The 19,334-nt window shown below is 72.7% G+C and carries 18 protein-coding genes; 11 read left to right on the top strand and 7 right to left on the bottom strand.

Features of this window, described 5'->3' with window-relative positions:
* Positions 1 to 37: 37 nt before the first annotated feature.
* Positions 38 to 841 (bottom strand): prepilin peptidase, encoded by an 804-nt coding sequence (locus ACFOX0_RS11515; RefSeq protein ID WP_377544591.1) that lies wholly within the window; start codon positions 839 to 841, stop codon positions 38 to 40.
* A 516-nt stretch (positions 842 to 1,357) separates the two neighbouring features.
* On the opposite strand from ACFOX0_RS11515, the gene ACFOX0_RS11510 reads away from it, so the two are divergent.
* The 3 genes from ACFOX0_RS11510 to ACFOX0_RS11500 all read left to right on the top strand — a co-directional run bounded on the left by ACFOX0_RS11510 (position 1,358) and on the right by ACFOX0_RS11500 (position 4,226).
* Positions 1,358 to 1,873, top strand: a complete 516-nt coding sequence (locus tag ACFOX0_RS11510; protein ID WP_377544890.1) for an LppU/SCO3897 family protein — start codon at positions 1,358 to 1,360, stop codon at positions 1,871 to 1,873.
* A gap of 45 nt (positions 1,874 to 1,918) precedes the next feature.
* Positions 1,919 to 2,845, top strand: a complete 927-nt coding sequence (locus ACFOX0_RS11505; protein ID WP_377544589.1) for an LppU/SCO3897 family protein — start codon at positions 1,919 to 1,921, stop codon at positions 2,843 to 2,845.
* A 130-nt stretch (positions 2,846 to 2,975) separates the two neighbouring features.
* A complete protein-coding gene (locus ACFOX0_RS11500) occupies positions 2,976 to 4,226 on the top strand; it encodes an ATP-binding protein (protein ID WP_377544587.1) in 1,251 nt (416 codons plus the stop codon).
* A gap of 43 nt (positions 4,227 to 4,269) precedes the next feature.
* Here ACFOX0_RS11500 and ACFOX0_RS11495 read toward each other — a convergent pair whose 3' ends face one another.
* Positions 4,270 to 4,809, bottom strand: coding sequence for a GNAT family N-acetyltransferase (locus tag ACFOX0_RS11495; protein WP_377544585.1), 540 nt, complete (start codon positions 4,807 to 4,809; stop codon positions 4,270 to 4,272).
* Between the two features lie 124 nt (positions 4,810 to 4,933).
* On the opposite strand from ACFOX0_RS11495, the gene ACFOX0_RS11490 reads away from it, so the two are divergent.
* Both ACFOX0_RS11490 and ACFOX0_RS11485 read left to right on the top strand, forming a co-directional pair.
* A complete protein-coding gene (locus ACFOX0_RS11490) occupies positions 4,934 to 5,479 on the top strand; it encodes a DoxX family protein (RefSeq protein ID WP_377544582.1) in 546 nt (181 codons plus the stop codon).
* Positions 5,480 to 5,752: 273 nt separating this feature from the next.
* Entirely contained in the window at positions 5,753 to 7,189 is a 1,437-nt protein-coding gene (locus tag ACFOX0_RS11485; protein WP_377544580.1) for a glycosyltransferase 87 family protein, read from the top strand.
* An 18-nt stretch (positions 7,190 to 7,207) separates the two neighbouring features.
* Here the strand turns inward: ACFOX0_RS11485 and ACFOX0_RS11480 are convergent, their stop codons facing one another.
* The 4 genes from ACFOX0_RS11480 to moaC all read right to left on the bottom strand — a co-directional run bounded on the left by ACFOX0_RS11480 (position 7,208) and on the right by moaC (position 9,970).
* Complete coding sequence (locus tag ACFOX0_RS11480) at positions 7,208 to 7,648, bottom strand: molybdenum cofactor biosynthesis protein MoaE (protein ID WP_377544577.1); 441 nt, start codon at positions 7,646 to 7,648, stop codon at positions 7,208 to 7,210.
* The gene (locus ACFOX0_RS11475) at positions 7,645 to 8,892 is read right to left on the bottom strand and encodes a molybdopterin molybdotransferase MoeA (RefSeq protein WP_377544575.1); all 1,248 of its coding nucleotides are present in this window, start codon (positions 8,890 to 8,892) and stop codon (positions 7,645 to 7,647) included. Before ACFOX0_RS11475 ends, ACFOX0_RS11480 begins: the two co-directional genes overlap by 4 nt.
* Positions 8,893 to 9,008: 116 nt before the next feature.
* Positions 9,009 to 9,479 (bottom strand): MogA/MoaB family molybdenum cofactor biosynthesis protein, encoded by a 471-nt coding sequence (locus ACFOX0_RS11470; protein WP_377544573.1) that lies wholly within the window; start codon positions 9,477 to 9,479, stop codon positions 9,009 to 9,011.
* Positions 9,476 to 9,970: a cyclic pyranopterin monophosphate synthase MoaC gene (moaC, locus tag ACFOX0_RS11465; RefSeq protein ID WP_377544571.1), complete on the bottom strand. Its 495-nt coding sequence runs from the start codon at positions 9,968 to 9,970 to the stop codon at positions 9,476 to 9,478. Before moaC ends, ACFOX0_RS11470 begins: the two co-directional genes overlap by 4 nt.
* A gap of 498 nt (positions 9,971 to 10,468) precedes the next feature.
* Here moaC and ACFOX0_RS11460 point away from each other — a divergent pair, with 498 nt between their 5' ends.
* The 6 genes from ACFOX0_RS11460 to ACFOX0_RS11435 all read left to right on the top strand — a co-directional run bounded on the left by ACFOX0_RS11460 (position 10,469) and on the right by ACFOX0_RS11435 (position 16,526).
* Positions 10,469 to 10,636, top strand: a complete 168-nt coding sequence (locus tag ACFOX0_RS11460) for a hypothetical protein (protein ID WP_377544569.1) — start codon at positions 10,469 to 10,471, stop codon at positions 10,634 to 10,636.
* Positions 10,637 to 10,703: 67 nt separating this feature from the next.
* Positions 10,704 to 13,229: a putative bifunctional diguanylate cyclase/phosphodiesterase gene (locus tag ACFOX0_RS11455; protein WP_377544568.1), complete on the top strand. Its 2,526-nt coding sequence runs from the start codon at positions 10,704 to 10,706 to the stop codon at positions 13,227 to 13,229.
* A complete protein-coding gene (locus ACFOX0_RS11450; RefSeq protein WP_377544566.1) occupies positions 13,226 to 14,548 on the top strand; it encodes a glycosyltransferase 87 family protein in 1,323 nt (440 codons plus the stop codon). Before ACFOX0_RS11455 ends, ACFOX0_RS11450 begins: the two co-directional genes overlap by 4 nt.
* Before the next feature lie 60 nt (positions 14,549 to 14,608).
* A complete protein-coding gene (locus ACFOX0_RS11445) occupies positions 14,609 to 15,244 on the top strand; it encodes a phosphoribosyltransferase (protein WP_377544564.1) in 636 nt (211 codons plus the stop codon).
* Between the two features lie 66 nt (positions 15,245 to 15,310).
* Positions 15,311 to 15,757, top strand: a complete 447-nt coding sequence (locus tag ACFOX0_RS11440) for a TFIIB-type zinc ribbon-containing protein (RefSeq protein WP_377544562.1) — start codon at positions 15,311 to 15,313, stop codon at positions 15,755 to 15,757.
* A 79-nt stretch (positions 15,758 to 15,836) separates the two neighbouring features.
* Positions 15,837 to 16,526, top strand: coding sequence for a maleylpyruvate isomerase N-terminal domain-containing protein (locus ACFOX0_RS11435; protein WP_377544560.1), 690 nt, complete (start codon positions 15,837 to 15,839; stop codon positions 16,524 to 16,526).
* Positions 16,527 to 16,565: 39 nt separating this feature from the next.
* Here the strand turns inward: ACFOX0_RS11435 and ACFOX0_RS11430 are convergent, their stop codons facing one another.
* Positions 16,566 to 19,262, bottom strand: a complete 2,697-nt coding sequence (locus tag ACFOX0_RS11430) for a replicative DNA helicase (RefSeq protein ID WP_377544557.1) — start codon at positions 19,260 to 19,262, stop codon at positions 16,566 to 16,568.
* Positions 19,263 to 19,334: the final 72 nt, after the last annotated feature.

The following is a 19,334-nucleotide window of genomic DNA, read 5'->3' as shown; positions in this document are numbered from 1 at the left end:
GGCCGTGGCCCGGTCGACCGCCGTACCCCGGACCCGGTCAGCGGCCGAGCGCCACGGCGAGCAGGGCGCCGGCGAGCAGCGCCGGGCCGAGCGGCAGCGGCTGGTCCCGGCGCGACCGGCCGGTCGACAGCAGCACCACGGCGGCCACCCCGGCCAGCAGGTGCGGCAGCAGCAGGCCGAGCAGCAGCACGTCCCAGCCCAGCCAGCCGAGCAGCAGGCCGAGCACCCCGGCGAGTTTCACGTCGCCGAACCCCAGCCGGGAGCCGGGCGCCAGCGCCAGCACCAGGTGGCCGGCCGCGCCGGCCAGGCCGGCGAGCAGTCCGCGCAGCGCCGGGCCGGTCGCGCCCGACCACCCGGCCGCACCGGCCAGTCCCCCGGCGGCCAGCACCAGCGCGCCGCCGACCAGCGGATCCGGCAGCCGCAGGCAGGCCAGGTCGACCCCGGCCAACGGCACGCCGACGGCGGCCACCGCGAGGAACGCCGGCAGCGCCGGCTCCCCCGGCAGTACGGCGGTGAGCACGCCGAACGACAGCCCGCCGGCGAGACACGTCACCCCGCTGGACGGGCCGGCCCGGACCCGGCAGGCGGGACACCGGGAACCCACCCGGAGCCACCCGGACGGGCCGGGCCGGAAGCGGTGGGCGCAGCGCGGGCACCCGGACCGGGGCGGCGTCCCGGCCGGCACCGACAGCCGGAACACAACCACCGGGGCGAGCGCCCCGAGGACGACCCCGAGCGCGACGGCGGCGGCGAGTGCCACGAGTGTCCCGGCCGGGACCGGTGCGGTCGGCCAGTCCGTGAGCGGTACGCCGGCTGCGGCCGGCGGCGTGACACGCGGCACAGTCGCGGACAGGATGACGGGCTGCGCGACGACCACGGGACGGCAGACTAGCGCCCCCGCGCAACACCCGGCGACGACTCCGATCCGGACGGTGATCCGGGTGGGCCGTTGCCCCACCGGAGAGGGCTTGAGCGGGGGTGAGCGGAGTAGCCCGGCCACGCTACGGTGACCTGAGCGCTGTCCACCTTCGGGTGGCTGAACCTCACCTCGTGCGGGAGAACGTTCATGTCGAACTACGGTCCGCCCGGCGGGCGGTACTCCGGCGAGCCTCCGGAGCCGTACCCGGGAGCGTCCGGGCAACCGTGGACCGGGCGGCACTCCGACGACCCGTACGGGCAGCCGGCGGACCCGTGGGGCGGCCGGGAGCGGGGGAACACCACCGACGACCGCTGGGACCAGGGTGACTGGGCGGCGACGGCGGGCGGCGAACCCGACCCGCCGGACGATCACCGTTCCTACCCGCCGGTCGGTCACGCCGGCTACGGAGCGAGCCACCGCTACGAGCCGCAGTACCCGGTGGAGCCGGATCCGGACTGGCAACCGGACGAGCGGGAGCGCGCCGGCCGCCGACGCCGGGCTCCGCTCGTCGCGTCGGTGGTGGCGTTGGCCCTGCTGGTCGTCGGTGGCGGTGCCGCCGCGGTCTACTTCGTCGGCCGCCGGGCCAGCCCGGACCGGACCGCCGGCGGGGCCACCGGTACCACCGGCGAACCGGCGACGACGGCGGGTGCCAGCAATCCCGCGCCGGAGCAGTCGCCGGCGAACACCCCGACGCCGGAGCGGTCGACCGACGCCCGGTTCGTCACGGTGGGACAGTGCGTCCGGAACGCGGGCGGCGCGGACGGCAAGCCCAAGCTCGCCATCACGCCGTGCGGACCGAAGACGTACGAAGTGCTACGGCGTTTTGACGGAGCGACCACCGGCAAGCAGGATGCCACGACGAAGTGCTCGAAGGTCGAGGGCTACACGGACTGGTACTTCTTCAACAGCGAACTCGACACGCTCGACTTCGTACTCTGCCTGAAACAGCGCTGATCTCTTAACCCCTCAGTCTGGTCCAACCCCTCAGTCTGGAGAATCATGTCGAGCTACGGACCGCCCGGCCCGAGCCAACCCGAAGACCCGTACAACCCGCAGCAGGGCGGTTACCCACCCCCGCCACCGCCGGGCGGTGGCTACCCGCCGGCGCCGCCGCCCTCGTCGGGTGGGGGTTACCCGCCGCCACCCCCGTCGTCGGGTGGGGGTTACCCGCCGCCACCCCCGCCCGGTGGCGGCTACCCGCCGCCGCCCGGTGGCGGACCGAACGATCCGCAGTGGGCGCAGCAGCCGACCACCCCGTTCAGTACGCAGCCCCCGTCGAGCGGGGTACCGGCCAGCGGCGCGCCGTCGAGCGGGGCACCCAACCCGTACGGCAGTCAGCCCAGCAACCCGTACGGTCAGCCACCGAACCCCTACGGTCAGCCGAGCAACCCGTACGACCAGCCGGCCAATCCGTACGGCGCGCCGGGCGTCCCGGATCCGTACGGCGCGCCGGCGGCACCGCCGAAGAAGTCCGGCGGCGGCAAGATCGCCCTGATCATCGGCCTGGTGGTGCTGGTGCTGCTCTGCGGTTGCGGCGGGATCGGCGTCTGGGCCTACAACAAGTACTCGGCCGAGGGCCCGGACCCGCGGCCCACGCCCAGCTCGTCCTACTCGCCGAGCCCGGAGCCGTCGGCCAGCGACGAGCCGACCCCCAGCCCGAGCGCGGACGACGACAGCAGCTCGGTCACCTTCAAGAAGGGCGACTGCGTGGTCAACGAGGGCAGCGACAGCGACGCCAAGCTGAAGAAGGTGCCCTGCGGTCCGAACACGTACGAGGTGCTGTCCCGGATCCCGTTCACCGCGGACAAGGAGAAGTGCAAGACCGACCCGCTGTTCGGGAACAAGGCGACGGACACCACGTACACCAACGACTCGTCGAAGGACTACCTCGACTTCGTACTGTGCATGAAGAAGCGCACCAAGTAGTCGGTAGCTGAAACTAGGGCCGTCTAGCGAGAACGCTAGACGGCCCTAGTTTTTTGTCGACATGCGACACGCCTTGCCGGATCTACCTGTCTCTAGCCGCACGGCTAGACCGCCCGATACGGTGCGAGACGTGGATCCGGTCCGCAACCCGTACGCGCCCGGCGCCGGCCAGCGCCCGCCCGAGCTGGCCGGCCGCGGCCGGGAACTCGACGTGTTCGACATCGTCCTGGAACGCGTCGCCCGCAGCCGTCCCGAGCGCAGCCTGATGCTCACCGGCCTGCGCGGCGTCGGCAAGACCGTGCTGCTCAACACGCTGCGGTCGCAGGCCATCGGACGGCTCTGGGGCACCGGCAAGATCGAGGCCCGGCCGGACCAGTCGCTGCGCCGGCCGATCGCCGGCGCGCTGCACATGGCGGTCCGGGAACTGGCACCCCGGCACCGCGCCCCCGACCGGATCGAGGAGTTCCTCGGCGTGCTGAAGGCGTTCGCGCTGCGGTCCGGGGAGGGCACCACCGGCCGGGGCAGGACCGCGCCGCGGCTGCGGGACCGCTGGCAGCCCGGCATCGACGTACCGGCGGCCGTCGGCCGGGCGGACTCCGGCGACATCGAGATCGACCTGGTCGAGCTGCTGACCGACGCGGCCGGCATCGCCACCGACGTCGGCACCGGCATCGCCGTGTTCATCGACGAGATGCAGGACGTCGGCCCCGAGGACGTCTCCGGGCTCTGCGCCGCCTGCCACGAACTGTCCCAGCTGGGTGCCCCGCTGATCGTCGTCGGCGCCGGCCTGCCGCACCTGCCCGCGGTGCTGTCGGCCGCCAAGTCGTACTCCGAGCGGTTGTTCCGCTACCAGCGCATCGACCGGTTGGACCGGATCGCGGCCGACCAGGCGCTGTGCGCGCCGGCCGCCCGGGAGCAGGTCGAGTACGAGCAGAAGGCCCTCGACCTGCTGTACGAGAAGTCGGGTGGCTACCCGTACTTCGTGCAGGCGTACGGCAAGGCGACCTGGGACCACGCCCCCCGTACCCCGATCGCGGCGGCGGACGTACGGGTGGCCGCCCCGGAGGCCGAGGCGGAACTGGCTGTGGGCTTCTTCGGTTCCCGCTTCGAGCGGGCCACCCCGGCCGAGCGGGAGTACATGCGGGCGATGGCGGCACTGTCCCTGGTGGATGGCGGGCCGGAGAACCCGGAGCACCGCGACGACATGGACGCCGCGGTGCCCACCGCCGAGGTCGCCCGCTCGCTGGGCCGCAAGCCGGCCAGCCTGTCCCCCGCCCGGGACGCGCTGATCAAGAAGGGGCTGATCTACTCGGGGGAACGCGGGACGGTGGCGTTCACCGTGCCGCACTTCGGTCGCTACCTGCGTACCCAACCGGTCTGACCGCCGCCGGACCGTCCGCCCGGACCCGCCGGGCCGGCCGGCGTCAGACGAGCGACCAGGGGGACGGGTAGGTGACCTCGCCGACGGGTGGCGGCGGCGGGTCGCTCACGTCGGGTGGCAGCACCAGCGCCTGCCACGGTGCGCCGAGGCCGGCCCAGGGGCTGACCAGGCCGAACCGGCTGGCCGGCTGGAAGCCGAAGCGTCGGTAGAAGGCCGGGTCACCGAGCACCACCACCAGCCGTTCGCCGAGGTCGGCCGCGGCGTCCAGGGCGGCCTGGACCACGTCGGTGCCGTAGCCGAGGCGTTGCCGTTCGGGGAGCACCGCCACCGGGCCGAGCGCCAGCGCCGGCACCCGGCCGGGTTCCACGAACACCCGGCTGAGCAGCGCGTAACCGACGATCTCACCGGCCGCCTCGGCCACGATGGACAACTCGGGCAGCCACGCCGGCGTGGCCCGCAGGGCGTCGACCAGCCCCGGCTCGGCCGGCTCGCCCGCGTCGGGGCGGGCGAAGGCCCGGGCCACCACGCGTCGGATCGCCGCACCGTCAGCGGGTCCCTCCGGACGCAGCCGCACAGTCGTCACGCTTCGCGACGGTACCCGTACCGGCCGGTTCCGTGGGGGCAACCTGCCGACGCGGGTCGATCCGGTCCCGGGCAGAACGCGGGTTGCCGGGGTGAACTCGGCACGGACGGGGTATGACTGACCCATGAGACCCGTACGCGCCGCCGCTCGCGTCATGCTGAGCGGCATCTTCGTGATCAGCGGGGCACGCGCCGTGTCCAACCCGGAGGCCCTGGTGGCCAAGGCGAAACCGGTGACCGACCGGGTCTCGCCGCTGCTGGCGAAGGTCGACCCCCGGTTGCCCACCGAGCCCGCGAGCCTGATCCGGGCCAACGGCGCGGTCCAGCTCGTCGCGGGGCTGCTGCTGGCCACCGGCCACGTCACCCGACCGGCGGCCGCCGCCCTGGCCGGCACGTTGGTCCCGACCACGCTGGCCGGTCATCCCTACTGGACCGTCGACGACCCGGCGGAGCGGGCCCAGCACCGGATCCACTTCCTGAAGAACCTCGGGATGCTCGGTGGCCTGCTGCTCGCCGCGGCGGACACCCAGGGTCGGCCGGGTCTGGGCTGGCGGGCCAGCCACGCCGTCGGCAGCGGCCGCCGCTCGGTCCGCCGGGCCGTGCGCTCCGCGAAACGGGACGCCCGCATCGCGGTACGTTCGGCGGCCACCGCACGCCGGCTGCCCGGCTGACCGTACCCGGCGACCCCCGTCACCGGCCCGCGCCGGGCGCTCGAGCCGTTGCGCTGACCTGCGTCTATATCAGGCTGTTGCGGTCCGTTCACCCACCGAGGCCGCGAATCATCTGCAAATACCCGCCGTACGGTAACGCGGTTGAAATGTCGCGAACTAGTGTGGGATCGGACACGGTCGGATAACGCGGGAGGCGGTTCAGTGGCGCGCCGTTCTAGGCTCCCTGCAGGACCTGGGCGGGCAAGACGACATCGGTACGGGGGTGGCCATACCATGCCGGCGACCGTCGGGAGACGGAATGACCGTGTTATCGCCGTACCGGGGGGTGGTTGGTCCCTCGACCGGGTGACCCTCGTCCGGATCGGCATCGTCGCCGGGGCCTGCTGGGCCGCCTGGCTCGCGATCGGCGTCTTCGGCCGGCCGTACAACTTCTTCGACATGAAGGTCTACCACGGTGCGGTCGCCTGGTGGGCCAGCGGCCACGACCTGTACGCCTTCGTCGCGCCCCGGACCACGCTCGGCTTCACCTACCCGCCGTTCGCGGCGCTGGCCATGCTGCCGATGGCGCCGCTCCCGGTCGGCCTCGCCGGCCTGCTCAACGTGCTCGCCAGCGTCGCCGCGCTGACGGTGGTCCTCGGCGCGCTGCTCCGGCCGGTCGCCGCGCGGCTGGACTGGCCGCTCTGGTTCACCGTCGGCCTGGCCGTACCGCTGGCCGCCGCCCTCGAACCGGTCCGCGAGACGCTCGGCTACGGGCAGGTCAACCTGCTGCTCTTCGCGCTGATCATGATGGATCTGATGGCGCTGCGCCGGCGTGCCGGCCGGGTGGGCCGGAGCGACGGGCCGCTGCGCCGGCTGTGGTTCAGCGGCGGTTGGGCGGGCGTCGGCATCGGCCTGGCCACCGCGGTCAAGCTCACCCCGGCGCTGTTCATCTTCTACCTGCTGGTGACCCGGCAGTGGCGGGCGGCGATGACCGCGATCGGCACCGCGGTCGGGGTCACCCTGGCCACCTTCGCGATCGCCGGCCGGGAGTCGACGGAGTACTTCAGCACGATCATCTGGGAGACCGACCGGGTCGGTGCGGCGGACATGACGCCCAACCAGTCACTGGCCGGCGTGCTGGCCCGCCTCTACGACTCGGTGGAGACGCCCGGCCTGCTCTATCTCGCGTTCGCGGTGCTGATGCTCGCGGTCGGGCTGACCCGGGCCGCCAACGCGCACGCCGACGGCGACGAGCTGACCGCCTTCACCCTGGTCGGGCTCACCGCCAACGTGATCAGCCCGATCTCCTGGACGCACCACCTCGTCTTCGTGGTCCCGGCGGTGGTGGTGCTGGTGGACGCCACCCTGCGGCGTCGGGGAGCCAGCCGCGCCCCGGTTCGTCGGGCCGGCGGGTTCGCCGTCGGCTCCGGCGTCAACGGACTACCCGGCCTGCGGGCGCCGATCTGGTTCCCGATGCTGACCGGGCTCCGGCACGCGGTCGCCGCGCTCGGGCTCTACCTGCTCTTCCTGGTCGCCCCGATCTGGGCGTACGAGCACCAGCTACCGGCGGTGTCCCACTACCAGGACGGGCTGTTCGGTGCGCTGATGGAGAACTCGCTGGCCCTCGGGCTGATCGTGCTCGTCGCCGCGCTGCCCTGGCGGCCGGGCGCCGAGCCGGCCTTCTACGCCGAGAGCGCCCGGCTGGACCGCCGGCTCCTGCTGGGCCGCTGAGCCCGGGCCGGCCGCGCGTCAGGGGCAGTTGACCCATTCCTCGCCACCGTCGGCGAAGATCTGGTGCTTCCACACCGGCAGTCGCGCCTTGACCTCGTCGACCAGCCGGGCGCAGGCGGCGAACCCGGCGGCCCGGTGGGCGGTGCTCACCGCGGCGACCAGGGCCACCTCACCGATCGCCAGCGGGCCGAGCCGGTGGGACACCGCGACGGCGTACACGGCCGGGTCGGCGGCCACCTCGGCGGCGACCTGGCGCAGCACCTCGTCCGCGCTGGGGTGGCCCTCGTACTCCAACCGGGTGACCTGCCGGCCGTGGTCGTGGTCGCGGACCACACCCTGGAAGGAGACCACGGCGCCGGCCCGTCGATCGGCCACCGCCGCCTCGTGCGCGGCCAGGTCCAGCGGTTCGGTGGTGACCGCGACGAGCGGCGCGCCGGGTGTCCCGGTCCGCTCGGTCACGTCCGCTCCCCGGGCAGCAGCGGCAGCGGTACGACCGGGACCCGTTGGCCCACCTCGCCCCGCTCGCCGGGTCGGATGACGGCGAACCCGTCGGCGCCGGCCAGGCCGCGCAGCATCGCCGAACCGACGTGCCGGACCGGACGGGCGGTGTTGTCGGCCGGGTCGATCCGAACCAGGGCCAGGTGGGTGTAGTCGCCGCGGCCCGCGATCGGCTCGGCGAGCGTGGCACCCGGCAGGACCGGTGGGCGGCGCCCCTGCAGCCCGGCCAGCAGGGGGGCGACCAGGGAGACCAGGGCGACGACCGCCGACTGCGGGTTGCCGGGCAGCCCGGCGACGAACCGGGCCCGTCCGTCGGTGCCGCGGACCCGGGCCAGCAGCATCGGGAAGCCCGGCCGGACGGCCACGGTGTTGATCACGTAGTCGGCGTCCAGTTCACGCAGTGCCGGATGCAGGTGGTCGACCGGGCCGTGCATCGTGCCACCGGTGGTGCAGACCAGGTCGGCGACGCTCAGCGCCCGCCGCAACGCGTCGACGTGCGCGGGCAACGTGTCGGTCACCGGGCCGAGCACGTCGTCGCCGGTGACCACGCAGCCGTACCGACGCAGCCAGGCCGGCACGGCCGGACCGAGCGCGTCCCGTACCCGGCCGGCGCCGGGCGGGCCGGCGGTGAGCAGTTCGTCACCGAAGACCAGCAGGGCCGCGCGCGGGCCGGGCCGCACGCTCAGCACGTCGTGACCGCAGGACGCCGCGAGGCCGAGCAGCCCGGGGTCGACCGGGGTGCCGGCGGGCACCAGTTCCTCGCCGGCCCGGGCCTCCTCGCCGGGTGAACGCCACTCCGGGGCCGCCCGCAGCGTGCCGGCGACCCGGCCGTCGGCGCCGCCCGTCGACTCCTCCACCCGCAGCACGCCGGTCGCGCCGGTCGGCAGCATCGCCCCGGTCGCGATCTCCACGGCCGTCCCGTCCTCGGTCAGCGGGGCGGGCGTTCCGCCGGCGAGCACCCGGCCCACCGGGCGCCACGGCCCGTCGCCCCGCACCGCCCAACCGTCCACGCTGGAGGTCGGAAAGGCGGGCAGGTCGGTACGGGGGGACAGCGGTTCGGCCAGGGTGGTGCCGTCCGCCTCGGCCAGCGGCAGCACGACGGGGGCGGGCGCGTCCGCCCGACCGACGGCGTACACCCGGGCCCTGGCTTCCGCCCAGGCGACGGGCGCCTCGACGGCCGGCGCGACGGCGGGTTGGGCGCTCACCCGGTGAGCCTACTGGAGGGCGCTCGGTGAACCTTTCTCAACCTCCCCTTGCCGGCCGTCGTCGGCCGAGGTCGGAGGCGGCGCCTGCGCGCCGCGCGGTTCAGGTTGGAAGAGGCTCAGTGGTCGCCGCCGCGCACCTGGTCGACGGCGTGCGCGAGGATCGGTCCGAGCACGGCCAGCCCGTCGCGCGCCCCGCCGGTGGAGCCGGGCAGGTTGACCACCAGCATCCGGCCGACCACGCCGGCCAGGCCCCGGGACAGCGCCGCCGCCGGCACCTTCTCCCGACCGTACGCGCGGATCGCCTCGGCGATGCCGGGGATCTCGTAGTCGAGTACGGCCCGGGTCACCTCGGGCGTACGGTCGGTCGGGTTGATCCCGGTGCCGCCGCTGGTGAGGACGACGTCCACCCCGTCCGCCAGGGCCGTACGCAGCGCCTGACCGACCGGGTCGCCGTCCGGCACCAGCACCGGGTCGTCGACCTCGCAGCCCAGCTCGCGCAGCCCCGCGACCAGCAGCGGACCGCTGGTGTCGGCGTACACCCCGGCGGACGCCCGGTTGGAGGCGACCACGACCCGGGCGCGGATCACGACCGGTCCGCCGGACGGGTCCAGTCGCCGGTCTTGCCGCCCTCCTTGCGGAGCACCCGGACGGCCTCGACGGAGGCGGCCGGGTCGACTGCCTTGACCATGTCGACCAGGGCCAGGCCGGCGACGGCGACGGCGGTGAGCGCCTCCATCTCGACCCCGGTCCGGTCCGCGGTGCGGACCGTCGCGGTGATCTCCACCGTCGTCTCGGCCGGGTCCAGGTCGACGGTCACGCCGTGCAGGGCGATCGGATGGCAGAGCGGGATGAGGTCCGGGGTCCGCTTGGCGCCCATGATGCCGGCCAGCCGGCCGACGGCCAGCGCGTCCCCCTTGGGCAGGCCGTCCCGGCGGAGCAGGTCGACCACCTCGGCGGTGGTGCGCAGCCGACCGGCGGCCACCGCCCGGCGGGTCGACACCGGTTTGCCGGAGACGTCCACCATCCGGGCCGCCCCGGCCGGGTCGACGTGGGTGAGCTCTGCCGCGGAGTCCGTCACGACGGCGAGCCTATCGCCGATCCGACGGGCGGGACGGCCGCCGGTGGGTGGGCGACGCCCGCGGGTGCCGCACCGGCGGTCCACCGGTTGACGTCCCACCCTTCGTATGGGGGAGACTATTCGGCATCCACGCACTTCGCGGTACTGCCGCGGACAAAGAGGAGTACCACCTTCTCCACTTTGAGTGGCCATGGCACGACGGAATGCTTTCACCATAACGGGTAATCGAACCCGAGCCGGTTGCGTGTTCGGTGGGCGATCAGATGGCCACGGGAAAGGGAGCGTCGTCAAGCGCCGTGAGTTCCCATATCGGGACAGAGCGTAGCGATTCCTATTAAGCTTTCTGAATAATGCGCATAGCGACATTTATCGGCGACAAACGGACGCTCCGCGCCCTACTCTTCTCCGTATCGGCACGACCGCAAGGCGCCGATAAAGAGCCGGCCAGGAACACAAAGCCCGGCTCCACCCCCGGAACCAACCAGGAGGAGGCAGGACATGCGCGGCAGCGAGTGGCAGCGGACCAACACCGGAGCTCGGGGCAGCGAGTGGCAGCGGGCCCGCGGAACGCGCGGCAGCGAGTGGCAGCGGAACGCCACCGGAACGCGCGGAAGTGAATGGCAGCGGAACGCCACCGGAACCCGCGGCAGCGAGTGGCAGCGCTGACACTCCGCATTCATCGGGGTACGCTACGAGCGCGAATCAGTACCGCCCGCCAGCGGCGAGGAGGCGCGTGGTCCGGACAGCGCGACGCGACAACGAGACCGATAGGCGCCTGGTGGCGCTCATCGGTCTCGTCGTGTTAGCCGCGGGAGCCTTCGGTGTGCAGGCCGTCGTCGACATCGCGACCAACCCGCCCACCTCCGTCTACGACCTGGCCACCATCGCCGCCCTGGTCTTCCTGGTCGCCGTCGGTACGACCGTCAAGGCCACCATCCGCATCCGGTCGACCAACCACGCTCTCACCTGGACCGAAGCGTCGATCATGGTCGGCGTCGCGGTCGCCCCGGTGTCCTGGGTCGTGCTGTGCACCGGCCTCGCCCTGGCCGTCACGACGGCCAGCCTCCGCCTCTCGGCGGCCAAGACCGCCTTCGGCATCGGCAAGAACATGATCGTGGCGGGGATCGCCGGCGCGGCCCTCGGCCTCACCGGATGGCACTGGGAGCCGGCCAGCGTCAGCCAGATGATCGGCCAACTCGGCGCCACCTACCTGGTCGTGGTGCTGCTGGACGACGTGATCGCCATCCCGGTGATCGCGATCGCCGCCGGCAACCGGATCCGGCACCAGTTCCTCGCCGACCTCGACCTGCGGCTCGCCGGCTTCGCCGTACGGTTCGTCGTCGTGGTCTGCACCCTGGCCATCGTGCGCGTCGACAACCGCCTGCTGCTGGCGGTCCCGCCGCTGGTGCTGAGCCTGCATCTCGCGTACTCGACCCGGGTGCGTTCGCGCGCCGAGCGGCAGGCCTGGCAACGGCTGGCCCGCACCACCGACGCGTTGAACGTCGTGGACATGGATCTCGTGCTGGCCACCGCCGTCGCGCAGGCCGCCGAACTGTTCTCCGCCGACGAGGTCGAGGTCGAGCTGACCGACCCGCCGCGGATGGTCCGCGGCAACAGCGCCGGAGTCAGCTACGACGGTCCGCCGGAACAGGCCCCCCGCAGCGGTCACCTGACGATCCCGGCCCCCCTCGAAGGGCACGACGACCGGGCCGACATCGGCGCCGTCCGGCTCCGGTTCCGGTATCCGGTCAAGCTCTCCGAGCGGGAGCGGTACACCCTCCGGACGTTCGCCTCGTCGCTGTGCACCGCCGTCCGCAACGCGTCCGCGTACGCCGAACTGGCCCGGGTCGCCGCCGAGCACGCCCATGCCGCGACCCATGACGCGCTGACCTCGCTGGCCAACCGGCGACACCTGCTCAGCTGGGGTAACGAGCAGCTCCGGCACCAGCACGCGGACGGCGTGACCGCCCTGCTCCTGGTCGACCTCAACCACTTCAAGGAGGTCAACGACACGCTGGGGCACGCCGCCGGGGACCGCGTACTGATCCAGGTCGCCGACCGGTTGCGGGCCGCGACCCGACCCGGCGACCTGGTGGCCCGGCTCGGCGGCGACGAGTTCGCGGTGATCTTCCGCGGCCTGCCCGCACCCGCGGTGGCCACCCACCGGGCCGAGGCGCTGCTGGCCCAGCTGCACCAGCCGCTCGAACTGGAGGGCATGCGGATCAGCGTCGAGGCCAGCGGCGGCATCGCCGTCGCCCCGAGCAGCGGCGGCATGGAGGAGCTGCTGCGCCGCGCCGACGTGGCGATGTACCAGGCCAAGCGCACCGGCCGACGGATCGCCACCTACGCACCGGCCCGGGACACCGCCGACCTCGGCCGGTTGACCCTCGGCGGCGACCTGCCCCGGGCCGTGGCCGAACACGAGTTCACGGTCGACTTCCAGCCGATCGTCGACCTCGGCACCGGCGAGGTCGCCGCCGCCGAGGCCCTGACCCGCTGGCAGCACCCGGTGCACGGGACGATGGACCCGCTGCGCTTCCTGGAGCCGATCGAGCGATCCGGCCTGCTCTCGGCGTTCACCGAGGCCGTACTCGACCAGTCGCTCACCGCGGTCAGGCTCTGGCGGGACGCCGGCTTCGACCTGCCCGTCGCGGTCAACGTGTCACCACGCAGCCTGCTCGATCCCCGCTTCCCCGGCTCGGTGCTGAGCCGGCTGCGGGCCCACGACCTGCCCCCGGACCGGCTCATCCTGGAACTCACCGAGACCCTGACGATCAGCCAGCTGGAGGTGGTCGACCAGGTGCTCAACCAGCTCCGCGACGAAGGCGTACGGCTGGCCCTGGACGACTTCGGCACCGGCTACTCGTCACTGTCGGTGCTGTCCCGGATCCCGGTGCACGAGTTGAAGATCGACCGGGCGTTCGTGATGGGGATGGAGAACTCCGCCGAGGCACTGGCCGTGATCCGCTCCACCGTCGACCTCGGCCGCAGCCTCGACCTGGCCGTGGTGGCCGAGGGGGTGGAGAGCGAACCGCAGCGACGGGCACTGTGGGAGCTGGGCTGCTCCGCCGGCCAGGGCCACCTGTTCGCCCGGCCGATGCCGGCCGCCCGGCTGCTCGCCGCCCTGCACCAGGGCGCGGGGGGACGGCCCGGCACCCTGGCACCGCCGCTGCACGACACCGGCTCGGTGATCCGGCTCGCCCCCGGCCGGCGAACCGCCGCACGCCGATCGGACCGTCTGCCACACTTGCCCGCGTGAATCCCGCCGACTCGCCGGCCGGCGACCGCCCGCGCCGGCTCCGGCCCTCACGTCTCGCCGACGGCCTCGGCCTCGACCTGCTGCTCTACGGTCTCTCGGCGATCTTCGCCGGGGTCACGGCCGCCACCTCGACCCTGCTGCCGCACCGCGCCTGGGGCGCCGTCGCCGCGCCCGGCTACCTGCTGGCGACCCTCGCGGTGCTTGGTCAACTCCTGCTCCGCCGACACCCCGACCGCCGAGCCACGCTCACCGGCGTTCCCGCCCGAGCCGTCCTGACCGTCGTCACCTGGGCCACCACCGCCGTACTGCCGATGCTGTGGCAGGCCGTCGAGCGCGCCGCCGGGCGGACCGACCGGGCACAGGAGGAGGTGATCGTGGTCGAACAGGCCGGCAGCCGCCTGATCGACCACGGCACCCCGTACCTCGGACACGACGCGATCGCCGCGCTGCCACCCGGCGAACAACTGCTCGGCTACCTGCCGTACCAGCCGGGCATGGCACTGTTCGGCCTGCCCCGGGCGCTCGCGGGAATCGCCTGGTGGACCGACGCCCGGGTGTGGTTCGCCCTGTTCACCGCCGTGGTCCTGGCCGCCGCGGCGACCCTGCTGTGGTCCCACCGGGCGGCGCGACCCGCCGTCGTCCGCGCCGTCCAACTCGCCACCGTGCTCCCGGTCTGCGCGCTGACCCTGGCCACCGGCGGCGACGACCTCCCGGTCCTCGCCCTGTGCCTGCTCGCGCTGAGCCTCTGCGCCGCGGGTCGCCCCGGCCGCGCCGGGCTCACCATCGGCCTCGCCGCCGCGCTGAAGCTCTTCGCCTGGCCGGTCGCGCTGGTCCTGCTCGTGCACGCCGCCACCCGCGGTCGACGTACCGCCGGGCGGCTGGCCGCCGGCGCCCTCGGACTGCCGATCCTCGCGGTGCTGCCCGCGCTGGTGATCGACCCCGGGGCCCTGGCCGAGAACGTCGTCCGATTCCCGCTCGGCCACGGCCTGGTGACCAGCCCCGCCCAGTCGCCGTTCCCCGGCCACCTGATCGCCACCGCGGTGCCCGCCGGCCGGACGATCGCGGCGGCCCTGCTCGTCGCGGCCGGCGTGGCCATCGCCGTCCGACTCGTCCGCCGCCCGCCCCGCCGGGTCGCCGACACCGCGACCATCTGCGGGTACGGCCTGCTCGCGGCGATCCTGCTGATGCCCTCCACCCGATTCGGGTACCTGCTCTACCCGGTGGCCCTGCTCGCCTGGGCGTACGCCGTCCGGCGCGCCGAGCCGCGACCCGAGCCCACGCCCCGGCCCCCCGATCCGGTGACCGCGGCGGTGCGGTGACCGCGAACCTTTATCGGCGGTTATCGGGCGGACCACCCCGGCAGGGCGTACACCTGAGACATGGCGACGACCTACCGGGACCGGGCAGAGGCCGGGAACGCGCTGGCCGAGCGACTCACCCCGCTCGCCGGCCGGCCGGACGTCACCGTGCTCGGCCTGGTCCGGGGCGGGGTACCGGTGGCCGCGGCGGTGGCCGACCGACTGGGCACCCCGCTCGACGTGCTGGTGGTCCGCAAGCTCGGCGTGCCCTGGGCGCCCGAGGTCGCGTTCGGCGCCATCGGGCCGGGCGGCGTCGAGGTGCTCAACGAGGCCTACGCGGCCCGGCTCGACCGGGCCGACGTGGCCGAGGTGGTCCGCCGCGAACGGGCCGAGGCCGACCGACGGGAGCGGCTGTACCGGCGCGACCGGCCACCGCTTGACCTGACCGGCCGGGTCGCCGTGATCGCCGACGACGGGCTCGCCACCGGGGCGAGCGCCCGGGCCGCGGTGGCGGTCGCCCGCCGGCTCGGCGCCGACCGGGTGGTGGTGGCCGTTCCGGTCGGAGCACCGGACGCGTACGCGGCACTGGCCGACGAGGCGGACGAGGTGGTCTGCCCGGAGCGCCCGACCGGATTCGGCGCGGTGAGCCAGTACTACACCGACTTCCACGAGGTGTCCGACGAGGAGGTGCTGACGGCCCTGGGCCCGGCCGACTGACTCAGGGCGCCGACTCGCGCAGCGTTCACTCAGCTAACGTCAAGCATCGCCGGGTACCGTCAGCAGATGCAGATGACCTGCCCAAAATGTCATGGCGACATGCGCCAGTACGAACGCAGCGGCGTCACCATCGATCAGTGCACCGAGTGCCGGGGCATCTTCCTCGACCGTGGTGAGTTGGAGAAGCTCTTCGACGCCGAGGCCAACTGGAGCCGGCAGCAGGCCGCGCAACAGCCCGCGCCCGCACCCGGACCCCCGGCGGGCGCCGGATACGTGCCGCCGCCCCCACCGCCGGCCGGCGGTTCCGGCTACGTACCCCCGCCGCCCCCACCGCCGGCTCAGCCCGGTTACGCCGCCGTACCCGGCCACGGCCAGCCCGGCTACCCGCCGGCTCCGGCGTACGGACAGCCGGCGTACGGCTACCACGGCCACCACAAGCACAAGTCGTACGGGTACCACGGCCACTACAAGCACAAGCGGCGCAAGGGCTTCCTCAACGAGCTCTTCGACTGACCCGCGGTCCCGCCCGCCGGTCCCGCCCGCCGGACGGACGGGGCCGGTACCGGCCGACGCGTCGTGCGAGGCTTTGCGGATGACCGCCACCGCCATGCCCGAACACCGCGCGCTGGCCGAGGCGTACGCCGGGATCTCCCGCGCGGTCGGCGACCTGACCGACGCGGACCTGCAGCGACCCAGCCGGTGTCGGGGCTGGCTGGTGGCCGATCTGCTGTTCCACGTGCTCTGCGACGCGCAGCGCGCACTGGTCGCGCTGGCCAGCCCCGCCGACGGGCCGGCGGACGTGGACCGGGTGACCTACTGGCACGCCTTTCCCGGCAACGGCGATCCCGCGGCGGCGGCCCGGTCCGCCTGGTGGGCCCGTCGGTCGGCGGCCGCCTTCGACCTACCGAGCGGCGTGGTACGCCTCTGGGCGGACACCGCACCGGCCGCGGTACGGGCGGCCGGAACCGCCGACCCGAGCGGATTCGTCAGCACCCAGGGCCACGTGCTGGCCGTACCGGATTTCCTGGCCACGCTGGTCACCGAGGCGGTGGTGCATCACCTCGACCTGATCGTCGACCTGCCGGCGGTCGCCGGGCCGGGCCCGACCGCCACCGCGATCGCGGTCGCCACGATGGACGGTCTGCTCAGCGACGACGCCGTCCGACCGCCGGACTGGTCGGACCCGGACTATCTGCTGAAGGCCGCGGGCCGGATCCCGCTGAACGGCACCGACCGGCGGGTGTTGGGCGACGCGGCGGGCTGGTTCCCGCTGCTGGGCTGACGAGCGAGGGCCCCGGCCCGGTCTCCGGCGTGCGACCGGTTAGACGATCGCCATGTCCACGAAACGCGACAGGTGCAGCTGGGCCGCGACGGTGACCGTGTCGGTCGGTCCATTTCTGTGCTTAGCGACAATAAAGTCTGCTTCGCCCGCTCTGGGGGATTCCTTGTCGTAGTAGTCGTCCCGGTGCAGAAGTATGACAACGTCCGCATCCTGCTCGATGCTGTTGTGGACGGCGATGCCATTGGCGATGAAGTTGTGGGTTCCGAGCACGGTGGCGTCATACACCGGCTGTATCCCGATGGACTCGATGCTGACCACCTCGTCCCAGTACATGTCATTTGTGGCATGCATCTCCAGGCCAGCGTCATCCAGGATCTCAGCGACCCGCGCCAATCGCGCCCTGCTCGGACTGCGCTTCCACATAGCACTGCCGCAGAACTGGGTGTTCATCGCGGCGGCAAACTGCCGATGCGTCATCCCCTGCTCACTGAGCGCGGTGCGCACCCGGCCCCACACCTCCTTCGGAACCGTGTCGCGATTGGTGTTCCGCTTCCGACCGGTCAACCCCGCCAGGCAGGCGGCTGCAGCTTTCGACCGATCACCATGCACGCCGATCTCGCGAAGGAACCGGAGCTGGTCGTCGCCGCCGGAGATCACCAATTGGTAACCGTCGCGATAGCCCGTCTTACGCACTGTCTTGATGTGGGTCTGGATTCCGAACCGGAGACACAGGAGAGCGATCTGGTCTACCAGTTGTCGGCTCGTCGACGCATAGTAGATCCGCGCCTGCTCACCCCCTTCGTCCCACCAGACGCAGCCGTCAGTGGCCCAGAGGTGATGAAGAAAGGTCGCGATCTGACCTTTGGGCAACGCGAACACCGCGTCCGGGATGAACTTCTCGTGGCTACGCAGACCGAATAGTCCGAGTCCGTCGAGCCACGCCGCGATCGGGTTCCTCCTGCCGCGCGCCAGCCTGAAGGGTGCCGGCAGCCGGAGACTCGTGCAGCGGGCGGCAGCGTGATCATCTCGAATCGGTGTGATCCCGAAGTGGGCCGCCGACTCGGTCACAACCCGTAGGTTTTGCTCATCGGTGCTCGCGTACCGGATTGGCTGCCTGCGTACGAACGATCCGTCGCCCAGCAGGTGTGCCAGCATGACGATCTCGGGCTCGGGCCATTCGATTGTGACCAGAGGGGCTGGCACGTGCCTGGGAGTTGCGATCCGCGAACCCGGTGCGAGGTCGCCGAGTGGCTTCCATCCGTCGAAAGTAAGGAACGGATGGTTCGCGGTTGCCTCCACCGTCCGGCCGGACGCGAGCCGGAGGGTGAACGCCTCCTTCGTCCCGCTGGAGAAGACGCGCGTCATCGGCTTGGCCGTATACCGGAGCTTCTCATCGGCCGACCACACTGGAACCTCGGTCGCACTGGTGGACAGAAGTTCTCCGATGGTCGTCTCTGTCCCCGTGTCCGCCCGGAGGATACGGGTGTTCGCCGTGAGGCAACCCGATTCGCGCAGATCGGACAGCTGGGGTCGCTTGTCGGTGCGCTGCTCCGGGCCACGGTTCAGCTGGCTCACCGCGATCACCGGGCACTCGACCTCCTTGGCCAGCAGCTTGAGGCCACGGGACAACTCGGCGACCTCCTGCTGCCGGCTCTCAGTGCGTTTCGGTGAGCTCATCAGCTGCAGATAGTCGACGACGATCATCTTGAGGTCGTGCCGCTGCTTGAGCCGCCGGGCCTTGGCCCGGATCTCCATCAGGTTCATGTTCGGCGTGTCGTCGACGAACAGCGGAGCCTCGCTGATCTCGCCCATGCACCGGGCCAGCTTGGTCCAGTCGTCGTCGGAGAGCTGACCGCTGCGCAGCACGTGCAGCGGGACCCGGGCCTCGGCGGAGAGCAGCCGCATGACGATCTCGACCTTGCTCATTTCCAGCGAGAAAATGGCGCTGGCGGAATTGCTCCTGATAGCCGCATTTCGGGCAAAATCCATCGACGCTGTTGACTTCCCGAGACCAGGCCTGCCTGCAACGATAATCAGCTGTCCCGGGTGTAGGCCGTTGAGCAGCCGGTCCAGGTCGGTGAAACCGGTCGGCACGCCGGTCATCACGCCGCCCTGGGCGCCGACCGCCTCGATCTCGTCCAGGGTGGGTTGCAGCATGTCGGCGAGCACCGCGAAGTCCTCGCTCACCCGCCGCTCGGTCACCTCGTAGACGGCCTGCTGGGCGAGGTCGACGACGTCGTCGACGTCCCGGCCACCTCCGTCGGCCGAGCCGTAGCCGAGTTGCACGATCTTCGTACCGGCCTCGACCAGCCGGCGCAGCACGGCGCGTTCGCCGACGATCCGCGCGTAGTAGGCGGCGTTGGCGGCGGTGGGCACGCTCGCGATGAGGGTGTGCAGGTACGGGGCGCCGCCCACCCGGCCGAGGTCTCCCGCGTCGGCGAGCGCGGCGGCCACGGTGATCGCGTCGGCCGGCTCACCCCGCCCGTAGAGGTCGAGGATCGCGTCGAAGACGGTGGCGTGGATCGGGCGGTAGAAGTCGTTCGCCTTGAGGATCTCGACGACGTCCGCGATGGCGTCCTTGGACAGCAGCATTCCGCCGAGCACGCACTGCTCCGCCGCGACGTCCTGCGGCGGGGTCTTCTCGTACTGCCCCTCGCGAGGGCCGGGGGTGGGTGCCTGCGGACCTCGGCGGTCCGTCCGCGCGTCGTCCGTGACCGACACGGGCACCCCCTCCACTGCATCCGCTACGACCGAGCATCACCGCCCGGTACGACAAGTTCGTCGGGCCAGCCGGCGGCGGCGATCGGG

Origin of the sequence: Micromonospora zhanjiangensis, assembly GCF_042650605.1 — a bacterium.
Taxonomy (GTDB): domain Bacteria; phylum Actinomycetota; class Actinomycetes; order Mycobacteriales; family Micromonosporaceae; genus Micromonospora_J; species Micromonospora_J zhanjiangensis.
The sequence above is the reverse complement of the archived record's forward strand: the minus strand, read 5'-3'. Positions and strand labels throughout refer to the sequence as shown.